This is a genomic window from Bradyrhizobium sp. 154, from assembly GCF_023073875.1.
GTDB lineage: Bacteria > Pseudomonadota > Alphaproteobacteria > Rhizobiales > Xanthobacteraceae > Bradyrhizobium.
Map to the genome: position 1 here is coordinate 125,113 of NZ_JADPKG010000027.1, position 21,478 is coordinate 146,590.

The window sequence follows — 21,478 nt, forward strand, 5'->3', positions numbered from 1 at the left end:
CCCGCGATTGACTGCCGCCGCTCAAACGGCAGCAAGCCGCAAAGCCAAAAAAGGGAGGTTGTCATGGCGCCATGGCATGATCGCGCAGGCCCTGCGCGTGCGCTCGCAAATGTCTCTCGAGCTTTCTTCGTCCTGATCGCAGCCAGCGCATTCGCGCTTCCCGTTGCCGCAACCGCCGGCGACGTCCCGACCTTCGCGGTCGATGCCTCCTGGCCAAAGCAGTTGCCGAACAACTGGATCCTTGGCCAGGTCGGCGGCATCACCGCCGACTGGCAGGGCCACATCTGGGTAATCCATCGCCCGCGCTCGCTGACGGACGACGAGAAAGGCGCGAGCCTCAATCCGTCGCGCTCGAAATGCTGCGTGTCGGCACCGCCCGTGCTCGAATTCGACAGCGATGGCAATCTGCTGCGGTCCTGGGGCGGTCCGGGCCAGGGTTATGAATGGGTCGGCCGCGAGCACGGCATCGAGGTCGACGAGCGCGGCTTCGTCTGGGTCGGCGGCAATGCCGACAACGACAACGCGATCCTGAAGTTCACGCTCGATGGCAAGTTCGTCGCCCAGATCGGCAAATTCGCGCCGAGCCTCGGCAGCAACGACACGACGCAGCTTGGCAAACCCGCTGAGACTGCGATCGACAAGGAGGCAAACGAGATCTACGTCGCCGACGGCTACGGCAACCGCCGCGTCATCGTGTTCGACGCGACGACGCTCGCCTACAAGCGGCACTGGGGCGCCTATGGCAACAAGCCTGATGACGCCAAGCAGGCACCCTACGATCCCAAGGCGCCGGCGGCCCAGCAATTCGGCAACCCGGTCCATTGCGTGAAGCTCGCCAATGACGGACTGGTTTACGTCTGCGATCGCATCAACAACCGTATCCAGGTGTTCCGGAAGGACGGCAGCTTCGTGAAGGAGTTCTTCTACGAGAAGAACACGCTCGGCAACGGCGCCGTCTGGGACGTCGCGATCTGGCCTGATCCGAAGCAGACCTATATGCTCACTGCCGATGGCGAGAACAACGAGATCAGGGTGATCAAGCGCGAGGACGGCAGCGTGGTCGGCAGCTTCGGGCACAACGGCCGCAACGCCGGCCAATTCCACTGGGTGCACGCCATGGCGATCGACGGCAAGGGTAACGTGTATACCGCCGAGGTTGACACCGGAAAGCGCATCCAGAAGTTCAGGCTGACATCGGACGCGCTCAAATAGCGACTTGACGCATTTTGCCCAAAAGTTAACCGATGGATGACGCTACGACGCAGCGTCATCCGGCTTTAGGCGCATTGCCGCCGGCCATGGGACAGGCTAGAGCCAACAGCCGGAAACAAGGCTCCGCAAGAGAGCCGTCCGCTTATTTGACAATGGAGGGAACCTTTCATGACGACGACATTCGCGCGCCGGTCGGCGGCGCTTCTGGCCTGTGCCGCTTTCGGTTTTGCCACATCCGCCTACGCCCAGGACAAGACCGTCAAGATCGGCGTGCTCAACGACATGTCGAGCCTCTATGCCGACATCGGCGGCCCGAACTCCGTGGTCGCAATCAAGATGGCTGTCGAGGATTCCGGCCTGCTCAAGAAGGGCTGGAAAATCGACCTCGTCAGCGGCGACCATCAGAACAAGCCTGACGTCGGCGTCAACATTGCCCGGCAATGGATCGATACCGAGAAGGTCGACGCCATCGCCGACACGCCGAATTCCGGCGTGGCGCTCGCGGTCAGCAATGTCGTCAAGGAGAAGAACGCAGTGCTGCTCAATTCGGGCGCGGCCACTGCTGACCTGACGGGCAAGGCTTGCACGCCGAACACGATCTCGTTCACTTACGATACCTACATGCTCGCCAACGGCACCGGCAAGGCGCTCACGAAAGCGGGCGGCGACACCTGGTTCTTCCTGACAGCCGATTATGCATTTGGTCATGCGCTCGAGCGCGACACCAGCGCGGTCGTCACCGCCAATGGCGGCAAGGTGCTCGGTGGGGTCAAGCATCCGCTGAACACGGCCGACTTTTCGTCCTTCCTGTTGCAGGCGCAATCCTCCAAGGCCAAGGTGATTGGGCTCGCCAATGCCGGCGGCGACACCACCAACGCGATCAAGCAGGCCGCCGAGTTCGGCATCGTTCAGGGCGGCCAGAAGCTCGCCGCGCTGCTGCTCTTCATCAACGACGTGCATTCGCTCGGTCTGAAGACGGCGCAGGGACTGACCTTCACCGAATCCTTCTATTGGGACCTGAACGATCAGACCCGCGCCTGGTCGAAGCGCTTCTCGGCGCAGGCCAACAAGAACGCGATGCCTTCGATGACCCAGGCCGGCAATTACGCCATGGTGCTGCACTATCTCAAGGCGATGGAAGCGCTTGGCGGCAATCCGCATGACGGCGCCAAGGTCGTCGCCAAGATGAAGGAGCTGCCGACCGACGACCCGCTGTTCGGTAAAGGCCCGCTGCGCGAGGACGGACGCCGCCTGATCCCCGCCTACCTGTTCGAGGTGAAGAAGCCCGAGGAATCGAAGGGGCCGTGGGACTATTACAAGCAGATCGCCACGATCGCGGCGGAAGACGCGGCCAAGCCGCTCAAGGACAGCGATTGCCCGCTGGTGAAGAAGTAGGCGAGGCAACGCTGCCGTAGGGTGGGCAAAGGCGCGTAAGCGCCGTGCCCACCTTCTCTCCGCGAACTGACGAAGCAGCGGGGGGCACGCTTCCGCCTTCGCTCTTCGAGCTACGGCGGACAAGCCGCTCCTGCCATCCTACGAGACTGTCTTGGTCGCACCCAGCGACCGCACCGCGATCGCCACGCAGACCACCATCAGCACCGCCGCAAGCAGGAACGGCGCGCCGGGCAGATGCAGCGGCGCGCTGGCCCCGATGAAGTAGGAAAATGTCAACGTGAACAGGAACGGGCCGACGAGCTGCGACACGCTCTGCACGCTCGCGGTCGCGCCCTGCAACTGGCCCTGCTGATCGGGTGCAACCAGCCGCGTCATCAGCGATTGCGAGGCGGCGCCGGAGATCCCCCATAGCGCCAAAACGGGAATGCCGAGCCAGGATAGCGGTCCGGTCGGCGCAGCGCCCAAGACCACAAAGCCGATCGCGCCACAACACAGGCCCAGCAGCAGCGCGTTCCGCTCGCCGAGCGCGCGCACAATCGGGCCGATGGCGAGTCCCTGCACCACCATGGCACAGATGCCGACCATGGCGAGCGTCAGCCCCACGGTCTTGGAATCCCAGCCGTAGCGATATGTCGCATAGAGCACGAAGGTCGAGGGCAACACAACATGCGCGACCTGCGCAATGAAATTGACGACCGACAAGGCGGCAAGCACCGCGTTGGACCGCAGCAGGTGCAGCGCGCCGACCGGATTGGCACTCCTCCAGCGGAACGGCGCACGCCTGTCGGGCGAAAGCGATTCCGGCAGGACGAAAAGCCCGTAGAGCGCATTGGCGAAGCTCAAGGCCGCCGAGGCCCAGAACGGCAGGCGTGGATCGATGTCGCCAAGCAGGCCGCCGAGCGCCGGGCCCAGGATGAAGCCGGCACCGAAGGCCGCGCCGATCCTGCCGAAGACCGCCGCGCGCCGCTCCGGCGGCGTGATGTCCGAGATATAGGCGAAGGCGGTCGAGATGCTCGCCGAGGTGATGCCAGAGATCACGCGGCCGATGAACAGCCAGACCAGCGACGGCGCCAGCGCCATCAGCACGTAGTCGGCCGCAAGCCCGAAATTCGACAGCAGCACCACGGGCCGCCGCCCGAAGCGATCCGACAGCGCGCCGAGCAGTGGCGAGAACACGAACTGCATCAGCGCCCAGGCGGTGCCGAACAGGCCGAAGATGCGGGCCGCGTGCGCGGTGTCGTTGTCGACGAAGCTCTCGATCAACTTCGGCAGGATCGGCATGATCACGCCGAGTGCCAGCATGTCGAGCAGGATGGTGACGAAGATGAAGGCGACGGCACCACGCCGGACCGGCGCGGCGCTCTGCGCCATCGCCTCGCCCGTCTCCCCGCTCACGACGGCCGCTTGCGCTTATGCGCGAAGGGATTGGCCTTCTCGCGCAAGGTGATGCGCACCGGAGTACCCGGCAGCTCGAAAGTCTCGCGCATGGAATTGGTGAGGTAGCGCAAGTAGGACTGCGGCACCGCATCGGCACGCGAGCAGAACAGCACGAAGCTCGGCGGGCGCGCTTTCGTCTGGGTGATGTAATTCAGCTTCAGCCTGCGGCCGGACACCGCGGGCGGCGGATTGGCCTGGACCGCCTGCTCGAACCAGCGATTGAGCGCGGCCGTCGGCACCCGACGGTTCCAGATCGCGTAGGCGTCCTGGATCGCGTGCATCAGGCGGTCGATGCCCTCGCCCATCAGGCCTGATACGGCGACGATTGGCACCCCCTTGAGCTGTGGCAGCCAATGGTCGGCATCACGGCGCAGGCCCGAGATCGCGCCGCCGCCCTTGGTCTCCATCAGGTCCCATTTGTTGACGGCGAGCACGACCGCCCTTCCCTCACGCTCGACCAGATCGGCGATGCGAAGATCCTGCTCCTCGAAGCGGTTCTGCGTGTCCATCATCAGCACGACGACTTCGGCAAAGCGCACCGCGCGCAGCGCGTCGGCCACCGAGAGCTTTTCCAGCTTCTGCTCGATGCGCGAGCGACGGCGCAGGCCTGCGGTGTCGAACACGCGGAAATCGCGGCCCTTCCAGTTGATCTCCACTGCAATAGAATCGCGTGTGGTGCCGGCTTCCGGGCTGGTCAGCAGGCGCTCCTCGCCGAGCAGATGGTTGATCAGCGTCGACTTGCCGGCATTGGGCCGGCCGACGATAGCGACCCGGATCGGGCGCGTCGCTGCCTCTTCTTCGGAAAGCTGTTCGTCGTCCTCGTCTTCGTCGTCGTCAACGGGCGCGGGCATCAGCTTAGCCAAGGCATCGTAAAGCTCGCCCATGCCCTCGCCATGCTCTGCCGAGATCTGGATGGGATCGCCTAGGCCGAGGGCAAAGGCCTCCATCGCCCCCGCATCGCCATGCTTGCCTTCGCTCTTGTTGGCGACCAGCAGCACCGGCTTATTGGCCTTGCGGGCGAAATCGGCGAAAGCGCGATCGGTGGGCGTGAGGCCGATGCGGGCATCGATCACGAAGAACAGCGCGTCGGCCTGCGCGATCGCGGTCTCGGTCTGCTCCTGCATGCGCGCCGTCAGCGAGCCCTTGGCGCCCTCGTCGAGACCGGCGGTATCGATGATGGTGAATTCGAGATCGCCGAGCCTCGCCTCGCCCTCGCGGCGGTCGCGGGTGACGCCAGGGAGGTCATCGACGAGCGCCAGCTTCTGTCCGACCAGGCGGTTGAACAGCGTCGATTTGCCGACATTGGGCCGGCCGATGATGGCGATCGTGAAGGGCATCAGTCATTCGTGCGCTGCCGGAGCCGCGTCTGTCAATGCAGTGAAAGTAATTGTTTGAGCATGATCTTTTCGGAAAACCGCTTCACACTTTTCCGGATCATGCTCTAGCGCGAGAAGCTGCCACTCGGCAGCGGCGCCGGGAAAGCGCCCTGCGATTGCTGCTGCGTGGTCTGGGTCGGTTGCGCCTGCTGGACCGGCTGATCCGGCGGCGGCGCGGTGGTGCGCTTGCGGACGATCTTATGCTTGGGCGACGGAGCGGCGGTAGACGGCGCAGCCTCCGGCTGGGCCTCGCCATCGACCTCGGCGCCAGCGGGCGCGGCGGCCGCAGCGGCTGGCTGCCTGGACTTCGTCGCCTTCGCCCCCTTCACAGGCTTGGCCGGCTCGGGCGGCGGCTCCGCGGGCAAAGCCGCGACGGCAGGCGCGTTCGGATCGGGCTGCTGCTGCGCACCCTTGTACATCTCCTTCGGCACGCCCTGCTCGAGGCCCGGCACACCCTCTGGGAAGACCGGCTTGCGGTCGCCTGGCAGCTTCTTCTTGGTATCGAGGAAGTCGAGCATGTCGCTTGGATCGAAGCTGGAGCAGCCGCCTAGGACGCCCGTGAAGGCGATCAGGACGGCGGCTGCGATCAAGCGTGGCGTGCGGCGCATCTTGTGTCTCGTTTGCGTCAGAGGGCCGTCGTCAGCTCTTGGCGACGGGCGGCAGCAGAGCCTGGAGCGCCTCGGCGCGCGAGCGCAGGCCGGGCGGTGTTTCGCCGTCCTCGGCAATCGCGTCGAGCCATTTGCGGGCCGCGGTCATGTCGTTGTTGCGCCAGGCCGACAACGCCAGCATCTCGCGGGCGCTGTGGCGGAAGGTCGATTTGGGCGCGGCGGAGGCGTCCAGCCGTTGCTGCATGTCGGCGTAGCTGGCGCTGTCGAGGAGCAAGCCGGCCGCGCGGATCTTGGCCAGATCCTGCCACTCGCCGCCGACGCCGCGGTCGGCGGCAATGTCGTCATACATCTTCGCGGCGGCCTTGGGATCGCGGGCAGCGGCCTCTGCCGCAGCGCGCAGCCGCGCCAGGGTGCGATAGCCGGACGGGGCCTTGGCGGCGAGCTCGGTGAAGGCCTTTTCGGCGTCGGCGTGCTTGTCCTGCTCGGACAGCTCGACGGCCTTCTCGAAGGCGGCGCCGGCCTCGGCGGCCTTCTTGGCCTCCAGATATTGGTAGCCACGCCAGCCAGCAACGGCGGCCACGATCAGCACCATCAGGGCGATGAAGTAGATCGAATACTTGTCCCACAGCTTCTTGAGCTGTTCGCGACGTACTTCCTCATCGACTTCGTCAAATAGTTCAGACACTTATGCTAATCCCATGCCCGTCCGGGTGCGCGCGCCAAAGCATTCGCGTCAGGAATCCCGTCCCCGTGTGGCGGCGAGGTACCCTAACGATATGGCGGTGGCAAGGCAAAGCCAGCTCGATCAAGGCGTTAACCACTCCGGGACAGCCCGGAGCCGCCTGTCTGGCTCAGCTTCCGAGCAGCTCCCGCAACTGCCGCTTCAGCACCTTGCCATTGGCATTCCGCGGCAATGGCTCGGCGGTGATCGCCACGGTCTCGGGGACCTTGTAGTCGGACAGCCGCTCCGCGCACCAGGCCCGCAGGGCCTCGCTGGCAACCGGGCTGCGCGTCACCACTACCGCATGGACGCGTTCGCCCAGCACCGGGCAGGCCCTGGCGATGATCGCGCTCTCGACCACCGCGGGATGGCCGGCGAGCACGGATTCGACCTCGCGGCCGAATAGATCTTCAGGCCGCCGCGATTGATCATGTCCTTCTGCCGGTCGAACACGCGGACAAACCCTTCCGCGTCGACGGAGCCGAGATCGCCGGAGTGCCAGAAGCCGCCTGTGAAGCTTTCGGCCGTGGCCTTCGGGTTGTTCCAATAGCCCTTGATGACGGAGGCACTCTGGATCCAGAGCTCGCCGATCTCCCCGGGCGGCAGCTCGCGCCCCCCGGTGTCCATCGCGACAATGCGCGCGCCCGGGCACGGCAGGCCGACGCTGTCGATATGGCTCTGCGTCAGCTCGCCCGGCATGATGGTCGAGGGCGAGGTCGTCTCGGTCGCGCCGTAGCAATTCATCAGCTTCAGGCCGGGGATCTTCGCCTTGAGCTTCTCAATGGTCGCGACCGGCATCGGCGCGCCGCCAAAGCCGCCGATGCGCCAGCTCGACAGATCGTAGTTGTCGAAATCTGGTTGCAGCAGGCAAAGATTATACATCGCCGGCACCATCACCGTGTAGGTGACGCGCTCGCGCGCAGCGAGCTTGAGATAGTCGGCCGCCTTGAACTCCGGCATGATGATCAGCGCGCCTGCGCAGCGGATCATGGTCGTGACGTTGGCAACAACGCCGGTGACGTGGCCGAGCGGCACCGCGGCGATCGAGCGATCCGCCGCCGTCAATTGCAGGCAGGACACGAACACCATCGAGGAATGGATGATGTTGCAATGGGCCAGCATCGCGCCCTTCGGCTTGCCCGTCGTGCCCGAGGTGTAGAGGATCATCGCGGTGTCCTCCTCATTCACCTCGACCGAGGCAGGCGCCGACGCATTGTCAGCGAGAGCGGAGAAGCGCGACCGGGCCGGATCGTCGTCAATGGCGATGCGGTGGATCACATCGGGCACATCCTGCGCATCGGGCAGCCGCTCGGCGAGCGCTGCCTCGTGGATCAGGACCTTCGCGCCGCAATCCGTGAGCACATAGGCGATCTCCGGCTTCTGCTGGCGCGTGCTGAGCAGCACCGTGACCAGTCCCTCATGCGCGGCGGCGAACAGCAGCAGCGGAAATTCGATGCGGTTGCCGAGCAGGATGGCGACGCGGTCGTCGCGTTGCAGGCCGAGCTGGCGAAAGCCGGCCGCGATCCGCGCGGACTGCTCGACGGCTTGTCGCCAGCTCAGGCGGACATCGCCGCAAATCAGCGCGTCGCCATCACCGTTGCGCGCGGAGGCTTCCGCGATCATGGCCCACACGCTCGACGGCCGATCGCAAAATGCCGGCACCACCCGATCGCCAAAGCGCGCCTCGAACCGCATCGGCGGAATCTGAGATTGCGACCAATCCATCGAAGGGCCCTCGGCTTATTGCTCTTGCCAACTATCGCCCATGGACGTCCAGGCTTCGTCTTGTGCTGACCGGCTAGACGCCGATGACGGGAACACCGATTACGACCGGATGGAACGCGAAGGCCAGCGCGAGATAAGCGACACTTCCGACCGCGACCGCGATCAAATCGTTGGTGACACCGCCCACCGGGATCGGCGGACCGCCGGCATCGGTGCGGTGCTTGAGCGTGATACGATCATACACCGCCCAGCCCAGGAACGAGCCGAACAGAATGATGGAGCCGAGATCGCCATTGGCGAGCAGATGCGCGGCCGCCCACAGCTTGATGCCGGTCAGCATCGGATGCTTCAGTGTCGCATAGATGCGGCCGCGCAGGTACGAGGCCACCACCAAGATGACGGCCGGCAGCATCAAGGCGAGCGTGATGTGCTTCAGCACCTTCGGCGGGTACCAGACGTCGATCCAGCCGGAGCTGCGATAATGGGCAAAGCCCCAGATGATCAGCGCGAGCCCCGCGAGCGAAACGAGCGAATAGACAATCTTGTAGGTCCCCTCGCCCAGCCTCGCGATCGCCTCTGCGCGCGCCTTTCGTTTCGTCGTGAAAATATGGGCCGCGAAAAACAGCACCAGCCCCAGCATCATGACCAGCAGACCCACGACATCCTCCCCCTCAAGCAGCCCCGCATCTGAAGTATCATCGATTGGCCGCCGCTCGCAACTCTCACCGCTCATGGTGAGGAGGCGCGAAAGCGCCGTCTCGAACCACAGAGGCCCCCTCTGTCACAGCCCGGCCTTCATCCTTCGAGACGCGCGTGAAGAACGCGCTCCTCCGGATGAGGAGATAGAGCTGCGCTATTTGGCAAGCTCGCGATTATCGACATAGCGGATCGCGATCGGCCTGCCCGCCAGCGCGCCGCCAAGGCCGCTGGTGAATTTCAGCGGCAGGCATGCATTCAGCGATGCGTTGATGGCATTGAGATAGGTCGTGCGAGTGTCGGCCGGCACGCCCGCGGTCGCGTATGTCAGGCGCGGCGGGCCGATCAGACCACCCGACTTGTTGAAGCTGAAGCGCACCGACATCTGCATGCCGGCGCGCGAATTGTCCGACGGCGGCGACCAGCAGCTGCGCAGCGCGGCGAAGAGGTCGCCGATCGTGTTGAGATCGTGATCCGGCCTCTGATATTTGGCACGATCGGCCTCGGACGGCACGCTCTCGATCGTAAGCTGGAGGTTCTGCCCGTAAGGATAGTCGATCTCGGGAATGCAGGGACCCTCTTCGAGCACGCTGCAATAGGACGGCGTGCAGGGCCCGCCATCGAGCACGCTGCAGGGCTCGTGCGAGAACGGGATGGGATTGATCTGCCGGGGCCGCGCGGCGGCGACACTCACGGCCAAGAAGGTCAGCAGCAGAACCAGGATTGCGCGCAGCATTGAGAAGCACCGCGATGAGCGACCACCATCATCTTGGGAGATCTTGCAGCGGCTTCAAGCCCATCTCGTGTTCACATGCGCGCGTTCAAACGCGGTTTCGCCGCCGGGCCGAACCCGCTCACTATTCCAGGGGATGGTTGTTGAGCCGAGAGGCGCGCTGGATGCTCCACCTTCGCGGGCATGACAGCTGAGGGGTGGCTGCACAGCGGAGGGGTAGCCGCCCTACGCCTTCTTCTTGACGTCCTTGACGTTGGTGAACTCGATGCCCTCGGCGCGCTCGCGGGTGTAGCCGAGATAGAACTCGTTCCGCGCCAGATACACGGGATCGCCGTCGACATCGTCGGCGATGCTCGAGGTGTTGGCGGCAATGAAGGTGTCGAGCTTCTTGCGGTCCTCTGAGGAGACCCAGCGTGCCAGCTGGAACTCGCTGACCTCGAACTCGACCGGAAGTGAATATTCCGCCTCCAGCCGCGCTTTGAGCACATCGAGCTGGAGCGCGCCGACGACGCCGACCAGCGCGGGCGCGCCGTCGCGCGGGCGGAACACCTGCACCACGCCCTCCTCCGACATCTGCTGTAGCGCTTCCTTGAGCTTCTTCGCCTTCATCGCGTCGGTGAGACGGACGCGGCGGACGATTTCCGGCGCAAAGCTCGGCACGCCGACGAAGTTGAAATCCTCGCCCTCGGTCAGCGTATCGCCGATGCGCAGCGTGCCGTGGTTGGGAATGCCGACGACGTCGCCGGCAAAGGCCTCATCCGCAACCGAACGATCCTGCGCGAAGAAGAATTGCGGGCTCGACAGCGGCATGCTCTTGCCGGTGCGCACCAGCTTGGCCTTCATGCCGCGGCTGAGCTTGCCCGAGCAGAGCCGCGCAAACGCGATGCGGTCACGATGGTTCGGATCCATGTTGGCCTGGATCTTGAATACAAAGGCGCTCATGCGCGGATCGGTGGCCTCGACCTTGCGCTGGTCGCTGTCCTGCGCGCGCGGCTCGGGCGCGAACTTGCCGAGGCCCTCCAGGAGGTCGCCGACGCCGAAATTGCGCAGCGCGCTGCCGAAATAAACCGGCGTCAGATGGCCCTCGCGGAACGCTTCGAGCTCGAACGGTTTTGACGCTTCGGTGACGAGATCGAGCTCGTCCTTCACCGCGGACACGTCCAGATTGGCATTGAGCTTGGCGAGCTCTTCGATCTCGATCTGCTGCGCCGCGCCGGTCTTGGCGCCGCCGCCTTCGAGCAGGCGCACGCCGCCATTGACGACGTCATAAGTGCCGAGGAAGTCACGGCCGCGGCCGACCGGCCAGGTCATCGGCGTGGTGTCGAGCGCCAGCGTCTTCTCGATCTCGTCCAGCAGCTCGAAGACGTCGCGGCTCTCGCGGTCCATCTTGTTGATGAAGGTGATGATCGGGATATCCCGGAGACGACATACCTCGAACAGCTTTCGGGTGCGCGCCTCGATGCCCTTGGCGGCGTCGATCACCATTACGGCGGAATCGACCGCCGTGAGCGTCCGGTAGGTGTCTTCCGAAAAGTCCTCGTGGCCCGGAGTATCCAGCAGGTTGAAGACGAGGCCTTCGAACTCGAAGGTCATCACCGAGGTCACGACCGAGATGCCGCGCTCGCGCTCGATCTTCATCCAGTCGGAACGCGTGTTGCGGCGCTCGCCCTTGGCCTTGACCTGGCCGGCGAGGTTGATGGCGCCACCGAACAGCAGCAGCTTCTCGGTCAGCGTGGTCTTGCCGGCGTCGGGGTGGGAGATGATCGCAAAGGTCCGCCGCCGCGCCACTTCAGCGGCAAGCGGGGAACGGGCCGGCGATTCGGCTGCGGTGGCGACGATGTCGGACATGGCGGGAGCGTTTGGCAGGGAAACTGGGCCTGATCAAGCCTCATTTGGTGATTGCGTGGCCTTCCGGCCAGCCCCATATCGGCATTTGGGAAGGACGGCCTTCCCGTTCTCAGCACCTCAGCCGCGGGGACGACCCTGCCTAGAAAGGAGGGTCGTCATGGCCTGGAGTATCCTGTTGATCGCCGGGCTTCTCGAGATCACCTGGGCGATCGGCCTGAAATACACCGAGGGCTTTACCAGGCCTGTTCCGTCCGTCGTCACGCTCGCGGCCATGGCCGGCAGCGTCATCTTGCTCGGACTCGCTCTCAAATCACTGCCCGTCGGAACCGCCTACGCTGTCTGGACCGGAATCGGCGCGGTCGGCACCGCGACGCTCGGCATCATCCTGTTCGGCGAGCCGGCCACGGCGTTCCGCCTCGCCAGCATCGCGCTCATCGTCGCCGGAATTGCGGGCCTAAAGTTCGTTACTTGACGAAGATCTTGACCACCCACCAGGTCAGCGCGGCGACGATGGCCGAGGCCGGGATCGTGATCACCCAGGCATAGACGATCGAGCTCGCGACGTTCCAGCGCACCGCCGAGACGCGGCGGGCGGCGCCGACGCCGACGATGGCGCCGGTGATGGTGTGGGTGGTCGAGACGGGAACGCCGAGGAAGGTCGCCATGAACAGGGTCGCAGCGCCCCCGGTCTCGGCGCAAAAGCCCTGCATGGGCGTCAATTTGGTGATGCGCAGGCCCATTGTGCGGACGATGCGCCAGCCGCCCATCAGCGTGCCCAGCGCCATCGCGGCCTGGCAGGACAGCACGACCCAGAACGGCACCGAGAATTCGCTGCCGAGATGACCCTGCGAATAGAGCAGCACCGCGATGATGCCCATCGTCTTCTGGGCGTCGTTGCCGCCATGGCCGAGCGAATAGAGCGAGGCGGAGGCGAATTGCAGGATGCGGAAGGCGCGATCGACGGCGAAGGGCGTCGAGCGCACCGAGGCCCAGGACACGATCGCCACCAGCATCATTGCGAGCAGGAAGCCGACCAGGGGCGACAGCACGATTGCCAGCACCGTCTTCGACAATCCGCTCCACACTGCCGCCGAAATGCCCGCCTTGGCCATGCCGCCGCCGACGAGCCCGCCGATCAGCGCATGCGAGGACGATGACGGGATGCCGAGCGCCCAGGTCACGAGGTTCCAGACGATGGCCCCGACCAAGGCCGCAAAGATCACTTGGGCGTCGACGATGGAGGGATCGATGATGCCGGTACCGATGGTCTGGGCGACGTGCAACCCGAAGACCATGAAGGCGACGAAATTGAAGAACGCGGCCCAGAATACCGCAAATTGTGGCCGCAGCACGCGGGTCGAGACGATGGTCGCGATCGAATTGGCGGCGTCATGGAGCCCGTTCAAGAAATCGAACAGCAGCGCGACGGCGATCAAGCCGACCAGGACGGGAAGAGCCAACGCAGCATCCACAGCGGCCCTGCCTCAGTTTTTTCGCATGATCTCCGCGCAAACGCGTTCAGCGCTTGTCGCGAAGGAAAACCGCGGCACATTTTTCCGGATCATGCGTTACACTTGCTCGATCACGATGCTGTTGATCTCGTTGGCGACGTCGTCGAAACGGTCGGCCACCTTCTCGAGATGGTCGTAGATCTCTGCGCCGACGATGAAATCCATCGCGTTGCCCGCGCGATGCTTGAGGAACAGCTCCTTCAGCCCGATGTCATGGAGGTCGTCGACGCGGCCCTCCAGCTTGCCCAGCTCTTCGGTGATCGCCGTCAGCATGGCGACGTTCGGGCCGATCGACTGCATCAGCGGCAGCGCGCGCCCGACCAGATTGGCGCATTCGATCAGAAGCCCGCCGATCTCGCGCATCGGCGGCTCGAAGGCGCGGACCTCGAACAGCATCACGGCTTTCGCCGTCTGCTGCATCTGGTCGATGGCGTCGTCCATCGAGGTGATCAGGTTCTTGATGTCGCCGCGGTCGAACGGAGTGATGAAGGTGCGGCGCACCGCCGTCAGCACTTCGCGGGTGATGTTGTCGGCGTCGTTCTCGAACTGGTTGACGCGCTGGCAATAGACCGGCGTTTCCTCGCCCCCGTTGAGCATGCTCTGGAGCGCGATCGAGCCCTGGATCACGGTCTGGGCATGACGGTCGAACAGGTCGAAGAACCGTTCCTCCTTGGGCAGGAAAGCACGAAACCATCGCATCATGGGGATAGGCTACCGGTTGGAAAAATGGCCTGGCCCGAATGGGCCGTCATGAAACTGTCATAGACCATTTTCGATCCACGCGCGTGTCATCTCACGCCCGCGGCGCCGGATCATCCACCGCTTTCGAGCGACCGGTAAACCGATTTTAAATCAGCTACTTAGAGCGATCGCCGGAAGTAATGCGCGATTTCGCCGATGACCCCGCGGCGGAAGGTGAGCACGCAGATCACGAAGATCGCGCCTTGGATCACCGTCACCCATTGGCCGAAGCCCGCCAGATATTGCTGCATGGCGATGATCACGAAGGCGCCGATCACGGGACCGAAGATGGTTCCGAGACCGCCGACCAGCGTCATCAGGACGACCTCGCCCGACATCGACCAGTGCACGTCGGTGAGCGAGGCGTTCTGCGCCACGAACACTTTCAGCGCACCGGCAAAGCCGGCCAGCGTGCCCGACAGGATGAAGGCCAGGAACTTGTACTGGTCGGTACGGTAGCCGAGCGAGATCGCCCGCGGCTCACTCTCGCGGATCGCCTTCAGGACCTCGCCGAACGGCGAGTTGATGATGCGGAAGATCAAGAGGAAGCCGGCGAGGAAGCCGACCAGCACGACATAGTAGAGCACGGTCGGCTTGGACAGATCGAGTACACCGAACATGTACCCTTGTGGAATGCCCTGGATGCCATCCTCGCCATGGGTGAACGGCGCCTGCAGGTAGATGAAATAAAGAAGCTGCGACAGCGCCAGCGTGATCATCGAGAAATAGATGCCCTGGCGACGGATCGAGATGTAGCCGGTCACGATCGACAGCACGAACGCGGCGGCGACGCCGACGAGGATGCCGAGCTCGGGCGGAAGCGCCCATACCTTCAGCGCATGTGCGCTGCAGTAGCCGGCAATCCCCAGGAACATCGCGTGCCCGAACGACAGCAGGCCGCCATAGCCGACCAGCAGATTGAAGGCGCAGGCGAGCAGCGCAAAGCACAGCGCCTGCATCACGAAGAACGGATAGACTCCTGTGAACGGCACCGACGCCAAGAGCAGCGCCATCACTACGAACACGATCATCTCGTCGCGCACCGTGCGCGGGGTTACCGGCAGCGTGTCGTCCGTCAAGGCTGTCATATCAGGCCGCCCTTCCCGTCAATCCCGTTGGCTTCACCAAGAGCACCAGCACCATCAGCACGAACACGACGGTGTTGGAGGCCTCGGGGTAGAAATATTTGGTCAGGCCCTCGATCACACCGAGCGCAAAGCCGGTGATGATCGAGCCCATGATCGATCCCATGCCGCCGATCACGACCACCGCGAACACGACGATGATGAGGTCGGCGCCCATCAGCGGCCGCACCTGGTTGATCGGCGCCGAGAGCACGCCGGCGAGCGCGGCAAGGCCGACGCCGAGACCATAGGTCAGCGTGATCATGCGCGGCACGTTGACGCCGAAGGCGCGCACCAGCGTCGGGTTCTCGGTGGCGGCACGCAGGTAAGCGCCGAGCCGCGTCTTCTCGATCAGGAACCAGGTCGCAAGGCACACCACCAGCGAGAACACGACCACCCAGCCGCGATACACGGGCAGGAACATGAAGCCGAGGTTCATGCCGCCCTTGAGCTGGTCCGGAATGGCGTAAGGCAGGCCGGAGGAGCCGAAATAGTTCTGGAACACGCCCTGCACGATCAGCGCGATGCCGAAGGTCAGGAGCAGGCCGTAGAGGTGGTCGAGCCCGGTCAGCCATTGCAGCATGGTCCGCTCCAGGATCATGCCGAAAATGCCGACGATGATGGGCGCCAGCAGCAACGCCCACCAATAATTGATGCCGCCGAGGTTCAGCAGGAAATATGCGACGAAGGCGCCCATCATGTAGAGCGCGCCGTGGGCGAAATTGATGATGTTGAGCATGCCGAAGATCACGGCAAGCCCGAGACTGAGCAGCGCGTAGAACGAGCCGTTGATCAGTCCCACCAGTAGCTGAGCGTAAAGAGCCTGCATCGATCCCGCACCCGGTCCCTTCGGCGTTCCCTTAAAAAGTTGCTCGCAAGCCTGATGGCCTGCGGGCCGTCATCTTACTTCTTCAAGAGCGCGCACTTGCTCTCGGACAGCGGCGTAAAGGCCTGATCGCCCGGCACCGTGCCGACCAGCTTGTAGAAGTCCCACGGTCCCTTGGACTCCGAGGGCTTCTTCACCTCGAATAGATAGGCGTTGTGAATGGTGCGGCCGTTGGGCTGGATCTCGCCCTTGCCGAACAGATCGTCCTCGGTCGGCATCGACTTCATCTTCTCGACCACCTTGACGCCGTCATGCGGATTGCCGCCGAGCGCTTCGAGGGCCTTGAGATAGTGCCGCACGCCCGCATAGACGCCGGCCTGCACCATGGTCGGCGGCGCATTGTTCTTCATCTTCTCGGCGAAGCGCTTGGAGAACGCCCGGGTCTGGTCGTTCATGTCCCAATAGAACGTCTCGGTGAAGTTGAGGCCCTGCGCCGTCTCGAGGCCGATCGCCTTGACGTCGGTGAGGAAGAGCAGCAGCGCCGCCAGCTTCTGACCGCCCTTGACGATGCCGAACTCGGCCGCCTGCTTGATGGTGTTGGTGGTGTCGCCGCCGGCATTGGCCAGGCCGATGATCTTGGCCTTGGAGGCCTGCGCCTGAAGCAGGAACGAGGAGAAGTCCGGCGTGTTCAGCGGATGCTTGACGCCGCCGACCACCTTGCCGCCGTTGGCGGTGATGACCGCCGTGGTGTCGCGCTCGAGCGCCGCGCCGAAGGCGTAATCCGCGGTCAGGAAGAACCAGGTGTCGCCGCCGGCCTTGACCAGCGCCTGGCCGGTGGTGTGGGCCAGCATGTAAGTGTCGTAGGTCCAGTGCACGGTATTGGGCGAGCACTGCGCGTTGGAGAGGTCCGAGGTCGCCGCACCGGAATTGATATAGACGCCGTTCTTTTCCTTGATGACGTTGTTGACGGCGAGCGCGACGCCCGAGTTCGGCACATCGACGATGACGTCGACCTTGTCCACGTCGAACCATTGCCGCGCGATCGCGGTGCCGATGTCGGGCTTGTTCTGGTGATCGCCCGAGATGATGTCGATCTTCCAGCCCTTCGCCGCGAGGCCAGAATCCTCAACGGCCATCTGCGCGGCAAGCGTCGAGCCCGGCCCGCCGAGATCGGCGTAGAGGCCGGACTGATCGGATAGCGCGCCGATCTTGACGGACTTGTCCTGCGCGGACGCGACGCCTGCTGCGGCGAAGGTAAGCGCGGTCGTCAGCAGCAATGACGCAATCGACCTGGTCTTCATGCAACTTTCCTTTTTGAATTTTTTCGTTGGCAGTTCTAGACACCCAAATAGGTGTGGAGCTTGTCCATGTTGGCGGCAAGCTCCGCATTGGAGAATCCGTCGATGATCTTGCCGTGCTCGACCACGTAATAGCGGTCGGCAACAGTGGATGCGAAGCGGAAGTTCTGCTCGACGAGAAGGATGGTGAAGCCTTCCTTCTTGAGCCGCGCAATGGTGTGGCCGATCTGCTGGATGATGACGGGCGCAAGGCCCTCCGTCGGCTCGTCCAGCATCAGGAAGCTCGCGCCCGTGCGCAGGATGCGCGCGATCGCCAGCATCTGCTGCTCACCGCCCGAGAGCTTGGTGCCCTGGCTGTTGAGCCGCTCCTTCAGGTTCGGGAACAGGTCGAAGATCTGATCGAGCGGCAGCCCGCCTTCGCGGACCACCGGGGGCAGCAGCAAATTCTCCCGCACGTCGAGACTGGAGAATATGCCCCGCTCCTCGGGGCAGAAGGCGATACCCATCCGCGCGATCTTGTCGGAGGTCGCGCGGATGATGTCCTGATTGTTGAACTTCACCGAGCCGGTTCGCTTGCCGATGATGCCCATGATCGATTTCAACGTGGTCGTCTTGCCGGCGCCGTTGCGCCCGAGCAGGGTGACGACCTCGCCCGCATTCACGTCGAAGTTGATCCCGTGCAGGATGTGGGACTCGCCGTACCAGGCTTCCAGGTTGCGGACTTGAAGGATGTTTCCGCCGGTCGCGGCCTTTGCCGGAGCCTCGGCGATCGCAGTGTCAGGCATGACCGGCTCCCAGATAGGCTTCCTTGACGCGCTCGTCCTTGGTGAGCTCGGAGTAATGGCCCTGCGCGAGCACCTGCCCGCGCGTCAGCACGGTGATGATGTCGGAGAGATTGGCCACGACGCTCAAATTATGCTCGACCATCAGGATGGTATATTTCGCGGAGATGCGCTTGATCAGCGCCGCGATCTTGTCGATGTCCTCGTGACCCATGCCGGCCATCGGCTCGTCCAGCAGCATCATCTCGGGGTCGAGCGCGAGCGTGGTTGCGATCTCCAGTGCGCGCTTGCGTCCGTAGGGCATCTCGACCGCCGGCGTATTGGCAAACTCGCTGAGGCCGACATCGTTCAACAGCTCGCGCGCGCGATCGTTGAAGCGGTTGAGCACGGATTTGGAGCGCCAGAAGTCGAACGAAGAGCCGTGCTGGCGCTGAAGGGCGACGCGGACGTTCTCCAGCGCGGTGAGATGCGGAAAAACCGCCGAAATCTGGAACGAGCGAACCAAGCCCATGCGCGCCACGTCGGCCGGCGCCATCGCAGTAATGTCCTGTCCCTTGTACAGGATCTTTCCGGCAGACGGTTTGAGGAACTTGGTCAAAAGATTGAAGCACGTCGTCTTGCCGGCCCCGTTCGGACCGATCAACGCATGAATGCTCCCACGGCGAACCTTGAGCGCAACGTCGCGGACGGCGAAGAAGCCCGCGAACTCCTTGGTCAAGCCTTCCGTTTCGAGAATGAACTCATCGGCCAAACAGATTTCCCCCTGCCCGCGCGACGCGCTGGCCGCGCGTGGCTGTCCTTGTTGCTTCGGCTTTCCGGAGGCCTTGGAGCCCCTCCGGAACGCCGCCTCCGGGCGCGGAATATGCCGGAGGTGACGGGGGTTAGGCAAGGCGGAAAGCTGAGCAGATCAGGCCTCCGGCTGGGATACAAATGCTCCCTTAGTCGGAGATGTTTTGATGTCGTGCCTGCCCGGCCTCCCGGTTCGCAAGGCACCGGTCGTCAAGCCGTCGTTAACGGTCTTTCGTCTCCCGCGCCAGCCTTCATAGAAAATTTTCCCGCGGCATGGATCATGTGCGGGTTTTGACATGCCGGGAATATTGTTTTGGATTTCGCAAGCGCCGCGCCCTCCGTCGTCAAGTCGATCAGGCAGCGTGATCTCCTGAACACGTGGCTGCGACTTTATGCGCGCCAGCAGGTCGCACCGGCGATCTGGGAGTACCAGCCCGCGCGGCTCGAGGAAGAGCTGTCCGATCTCATCTATTACACGGTAGACAATTCGACGCCGACGCCGCACCTGATCATCCAGAGCGAAGGCACGCGCATTTCGCGCGCCTATGGCCACAGCGGCAAGGGCATCCTGCTGCACGACTATGTCGGACCGCGGCTCGCGCCCTTCGTGATGCCCATCTATCACGAATGCGTTGCGCGCGGGCTTCCGATCTACAGCGTTGCCGACATCGACGACATCTACGGTCGCATCGTCGCCTATGAACGGCTGTTGCTGCCGTTCTTGACCGAGGACAAGGTCAGCCACATCATCGCGTCGGTGAAGACCTTCTGCGAGGACGGCGGCTTCGAGATCAAGAATCTGATGCGCGGAAATGACGCGCCGCCGCGTCCGAGACTGCGCGTCGTGATCGACCGCGACCTCTTTCATCGCGCGCCTGGTCGCATCGCAGCAGCCGACGTGGTCGAGATCGCCGACCAGTCCGGCCCAAGCGTCACCGCCGAGACCATCGAACTGAATTAGCGCGCCTTGGCTTCAGCGTTCTTGGCGCCGACTTCCTTGGCATAGATATCGGGCTTGAATCCGACCAGCAGCTTGCCGCCAATTTCCAGCACCGGCCGCTTGATCATCGATGGTTGCGCTAGCATCAACGCCAGCGCCTTCTTCTCGCCGAGCCCTTCCTTGTCGGAATCAGGGAGCTTTTTGAAAGTCGTGCCGGCGCGATTGAGCAACGTCTCCCAGCCGACCTTTTCGCTCCATTGCTTGAGCTTGTCCTTCTCGACTCCCGCCGTCTTGTAGTCGTGAAACTCGTAAGGCACGCCATGGCTGTCGAGCCAGGTGCGCGCCTTTTTCATGGTGTCGCAGTTCTTGATGCCGTAGATGATGTTGGGCAAGTCGTCCTCGCGCATGCGTCGCATGGTGACCGCAGCGTTGTACGAAACTCCGGTTCGCGCGACAATATTGCGAACGACGCCATTTGCCGAACGGATGGACTATGCACGTCACTCACGACCCCGCGGCCGCCGCCTCGCCGGCCATCGACTTCAACAGCTTCCTCGCGGTCGATATCCGCGTCGGCACCATCGTCGACGCCAAGCCGTTTCCGGAGGCGCGCAAGCCGGCCTTTCGGCTATGGATCGACTTCGGCCCTGCGATCGGCGTCCGCAAGAGCTCGGCGCAGATCACCGAAAATCATCCGCTCGAGACGCTGGTGGGGCTGCAGGTCGCGGCCGTCGTCAATTTCCCGCCGCGCCAGATCGGCCCGGTCGTATCCGAGGTGTTGACCCTCGGTTTCCCCGATGCTGCCGGCAAGGTCGTGCTGGTGCAGCCGAGCAAGCCCGTGCCCAACGGCGGACGGCTGTTCTAGCGGCACACGAGCCAAGAGCCGCCCCGCCGCCGCTGGCAGGGCGCGTCAGCCACTTCACCGCCTTATCTCCCGGTCCGGCGCCGGCAGGTCTTGACCTCGCTGCCGCTCTGCTTTAAAAATGACTGATCGATCGGTTTTTATGTAGATCACCGAGAATTTGTGCGTCGCTGACAAACCTCCAAAGTGATCAATCTGTCAGTTATTTATGGACTGAGCCGATGCCCAAGATCAGCGACAAGAAGCGCGAAGGCCGGCGGCAGCAGATCCTCGAAGCGGCCCTCGCCTGCTTTGCCGAGAACGGTTTTCACCAGACCGGCATGGCCGATATCGTCAAGCGATCGGGCTTGAGCCATGGCGCGGTCTATCTCTATTTCCAGAGCAAGGACGATCTGATCGAAGCGCTCGCGGACGACCGGCATCGCCGTGAGGCCGTGCTCAACTCGGTCGCTCAAGGATCGGGCGATCCGATCGAAAGGCTGCACGCGCTGGTCCGCGTCTACGCGCAATGGCTTACCGATCCCGCCGGCGAGCCCCGCCGCCGTGTCGGCATTCATGGCTGGGCCGAAGCGCTGCGCAACCGCCGCGTCCGCAGCAGCGTCGTCGAAGGCATCGACATGCCGCGCGCGCTGATCGTGGCGCTGGTCGAGCGCGGCCAGCATGACGGACTCATCAAGCGCGACCTCGGCGCCGAGGCGATCGCGCGCGTGCTGATCGCAATTTTCCAGGGTTTTGTGCTGCAACAATGCTGGGGCGAGGATTTTGACGTCGACGCCTGCATGATGGCCGTTGACAGCGTGGTCGACGGCCTGCGCACGACCAAGGCGGACGTCAAGCGACGAACCAGGACATGA

At 63.8% G+C, this 21,478-nt stretch carries 21 protein-coding genes and 1 pseudogene; 6 read left to right on the plus strand and 16 right to left on the minus strand.

Annotation, left to right across the window (positions count from 1 at the left end; genetic code table 11):
• Nucleotides 1-63: 63 nt before the first annotated feature.
• Together IVA92_RS05350 and IVA92_RS05355 are read left to right on the plus strand one after the other, a co-directional pair.
• Nucleotides 64-1,212 carry a hypothetical protein gene (locus tag IVA92_RS05350; protein WP_247281645.1) on the plus strand — a complete coding sequence of 383 codons (1,149 nt, stop codon included), beginning with the start codon at nt 64-66 and terminating at the stop codon, nt 1,210-1,212.
• Between the two features lie 168 nt (nt 1,213-1,380).
• Nucleotides 1,381-2,607, plus strand: a complete 1,227-nt coding sequence (locus tag IVA92_RS05355) for an ABC transporter substrate-binding protein (protein ID WP_247281646.1) — start codon at nt 1,381-1,383, stop codon at nt 2,605-2,607.
• Nucleotides 2,608-2,745: 138 nt separating this feature from the next.
• Here IVA92_RS05355 and IVA92_RS05360 read toward each other — a convergent pair whose 3' ends face one another.
• The 8 genes and pseudogenes from IVA92_RS05360 to IVA92_RS05395 form a co-directional block, all read right to left on the minus strand.
• Nucleotides 2,746-4,002 carry a TCR/Tet family MFS transporter gene (locus tag IVA92_RS05360; protein ID WP_247281647.1) on the minus strand — a complete coding sequence of 419 codons (1,257 nt, stop codon included), beginning with the start codon at nt 4,000-4,002 and terminating at the stop codon, nt 2,746-2,748.
• Nucleotides 3,999-5,381 carry a ribosome biogenesis GTPase Der gene (gene der, locus IVA92_RS05365; protein WP_247281648.1) on the minus strand — a complete coding sequence of 461 codons (1,383 nt, stop codon included), beginning with the start codon at nt 5,379-5,381 and terminating at the stop codon, nt 3,999-4,001. Before der ends, IVA92_RS05360 begins: the two co-directional genes overlap by 4 nt.
• Nucleotides 5,382-5,485: 104 nt before the next feature.
• Nucleotides 5,486-6,028 (minus strand): hypothetical protein, encoded by a 543-nt coding sequence (locus IVA92_RS05370; RefSeq protein WP_247281649.1) that lies wholly within the window; start codon nt 6,026-6,028, stop codon nt 5,486-5,488.
• Nucleotides 6,029-6,059: 31 nt separating this feature from the next.
• Nucleotides 6,060-6,713 carry a tetratricopeptide repeat protein gene (locus IVA92_RS05375; protein ID WP_247281650.1) on the minus strand — a complete coding sequence of 218 codons (654 nt, stop codon included), beginning with the start codon at nt 6,711-6,713 and terminating at the stop codon, nt 6,060-6,062.
• A 166-nt stretch (nt 6,714-6,879) separates the two neighbouring features.
• Nucleotides 6,880-8,474, minus strand: a pseudogene (locus IVA92_RS05380) (class I adenylate-forming enzyme family protein).
• Between the two features lie 73 nt (nt 8,475-8,547).
• Complete coding sequence (locus IVA92_RS05385) at nt 8,548-9,132, minus strand: NnrU family protein (RefSeq protein ID WP_247281651.1); 585 nt, start codon at nt 9,130-9,132, stop codon at nt 8,548-8,550.
• A 195-nt stretch (nt 9,133-9,327) separates the two neighbouring features.
• Nucleotides 9,328-9,906, minus strand: a complete 579-nt coding sequence (locus tag IVA92_RS05390) for a hypothetical protein (protein WP_247281652.1) — start codon at nt 9,904-9,906, stop codon at nt 9,328-9,330.
• 222 nt (nt 9,907-10,128) lie between these two features.
• Complete coding sequence (locus IVA92_RS05395) at nt 10,129-11,751, minus strand: peptide chain release factor 3 (protein ID WP_247281653.1); 1,623 nt, start codon at nt 11,749-11,751, stop codon at nt 10,129-10,131.
• Nucleotides 11,752-11,908: 157 nt separating this feature from the next.
• Here IVA92_RS05395 and sugE point away from each other — a divergent pair, with 157 nt between their 5' ends.
• Nucleotides 11,909-12,223, plus strand: coding sequence for a quaternary ammonium compound efflux SMR transporter SugE (sugE, locus tag IVA92_RS05400; protein ID WP_247281654.1), 315 nt, complete (start codon nt 11,909-11,911; stop codon nt 12,221-12,223).
• Here sugE and IVA92_RS05405 read toward each other — a convergent pair.
• The 7 genes from IVA92_RS05405 to IVA92_RS05435 form a co-directional block, all read right to left on the minus strand.
• Nucleotides 12,216-13,223 (minus strand): inorganic phosphate transporter, encoded by a 1,008-nt coding sequence (locus IVA92_RS05405; protein WP_247281655.1) that lies wholly within the window; start codon nt 13,221-13,223, stop codon nt 12,216-12,218. The two genes, sugE and IVA92_RS05405, sit on opposite strands and share 8 nt — an antisense overlap.
• Nucleotides 13,224-13,319: 96 nt before the next feature.
• Nucleotides 13,320-13,964 (minus strand): DUF47 domain-containing protein, encoded by a 645-nt coding sequence (locus tag IVA92_RS05410; RefSeq protein WP_247281656.1) that lies wholly within the window; start codon nt 13,962-13,964, stop codon nt 13,320-13,322.
• A gap of 158 nt (nt 13,965-14,122) precedes the next feature.
• Nucleotides 14,123-15,091 carry a branched-chain amino acid ABC transporter permease gene (locus IVA92_RS05415; protein WP_247281657.1) on the minus strand — a complete coding sequence of 323 codons (969 nt, stop codon included), beginning with the start codon at nt 15,089-15,091 and terminating at the stop codon, nt 14,123-14,125.
• A 1-nt stretch (nt 15,092) separates the two neighbouring features.
• Nucleotides 15,093-15,956 carry a branched-chain amino acid ABC transporter permease gene (locus IVA92_RS05420; protein WP_247281658.1) on the minus strand — a complete coding sequence of 288 codons (864 nt, stop codon included), beginning with the start codon at nt 15,954-15,956 and terminating at the stop codon, nt 15,093-15,095.
• Between the two features lie 74 nt (nt 15,957-16,030).
• Nucleotides 16,031-17,254, minus strand: a complete 1,224-nt coding sequence (locus tag IVA92_RS05425) for an ABC transporter substrate-binding protein (RefSeq protein WP_247281659.1) — start codon at nt 17,252-17,254, stop codon at nt 16,031-16,033.
• A 35-nt stretch (nt 17,255-17,289) separates the two neighbouring features.
• The gene (locus tag IVA92_RS05430) at nt 17,290-18,036 is read right to left on the minus strand and encodes an ABC transporter ATP-binding protein (RefSeq protein WP_247281660.1); all 747 of its coding nucleotides are present in this window, start codon (nt 18,034-18,036) and stop codon (nt 17,290-17,292) included.
• Nucleotides 18,029-18,784, minus strand: coding sequence for an ABC transporter ATP-binding protein (locus tag IVA92_RS05435; protein ID WP_008551999.1), 756 nt, complete (start codon nt 18,782-18,784; stop codon nt 18,029-18,031). The genes IVA92_RS05430 and IVA92_RS05435 overlap by 8 nt, the downstream gene beginning before the upstream one ends.
• A gap of 351 nt (nt 18,785-19,135) precedes the next feature.
• Between IVA92_RS05435 and IVA92_RS05440 the strand changes: the two genes are divergently transcribed.
• Nucleotides 19,136-19,783: a hypothetical protein gene (locus tag IVA92_RS05440; protein WP_247281661.1), complete on the plus strand. Its 648-nt coding sequence runs from the start codon at nt 19,136-19,138 to the stop codon at nt 19,781-19,783.
• Here IVA92_RS05440 and IVA92_RS05445 read toward each other — a convergent pair.
• On the minus strand, nt 19,780-20,154 hold the full coding sequence (locus IVA92_RS05445; RefSeq protein ID WP_247281689.1) for an ArsC family reductase: 375 nt from the start codon (nt 20,152-20,154) through the stop codon (nt 19,780-19,782). The genes IVA92_RS05440 and IVA92_RS05445 overlap by 4 nt on opposite strands.
• Before the next feature lie 101 nt (nt 20,155-20,255).
• On the opposite strand from IVA92_RS05445, the gene IVA92_RS05450 reads away from it, so the two are divergent.
• Nucleotides 20,256-20,627: a tRNA-binding protein gene (locus tag IVA92_RS05450; protein ID WP_247281662.1), complete on the plus strand. Its 372-nt coding sequence runs from the start codon at nt 20,256-20,258 to the stop codon at nt 20,625-20,627.
• 218 nt (nt 20,628-20,845) lie between these two features.
• Nucleotides 20,846-21,478 (plus strand): TetR/AcrR family transcriptional regulator, encoded by a 633-nt coding sequence (locus tag IVA92_RS05455; protein ID WP_247281663.1) that lies wholly within the window; start codon nt 20,846-20,848, stop codon nt 21,476-21,478.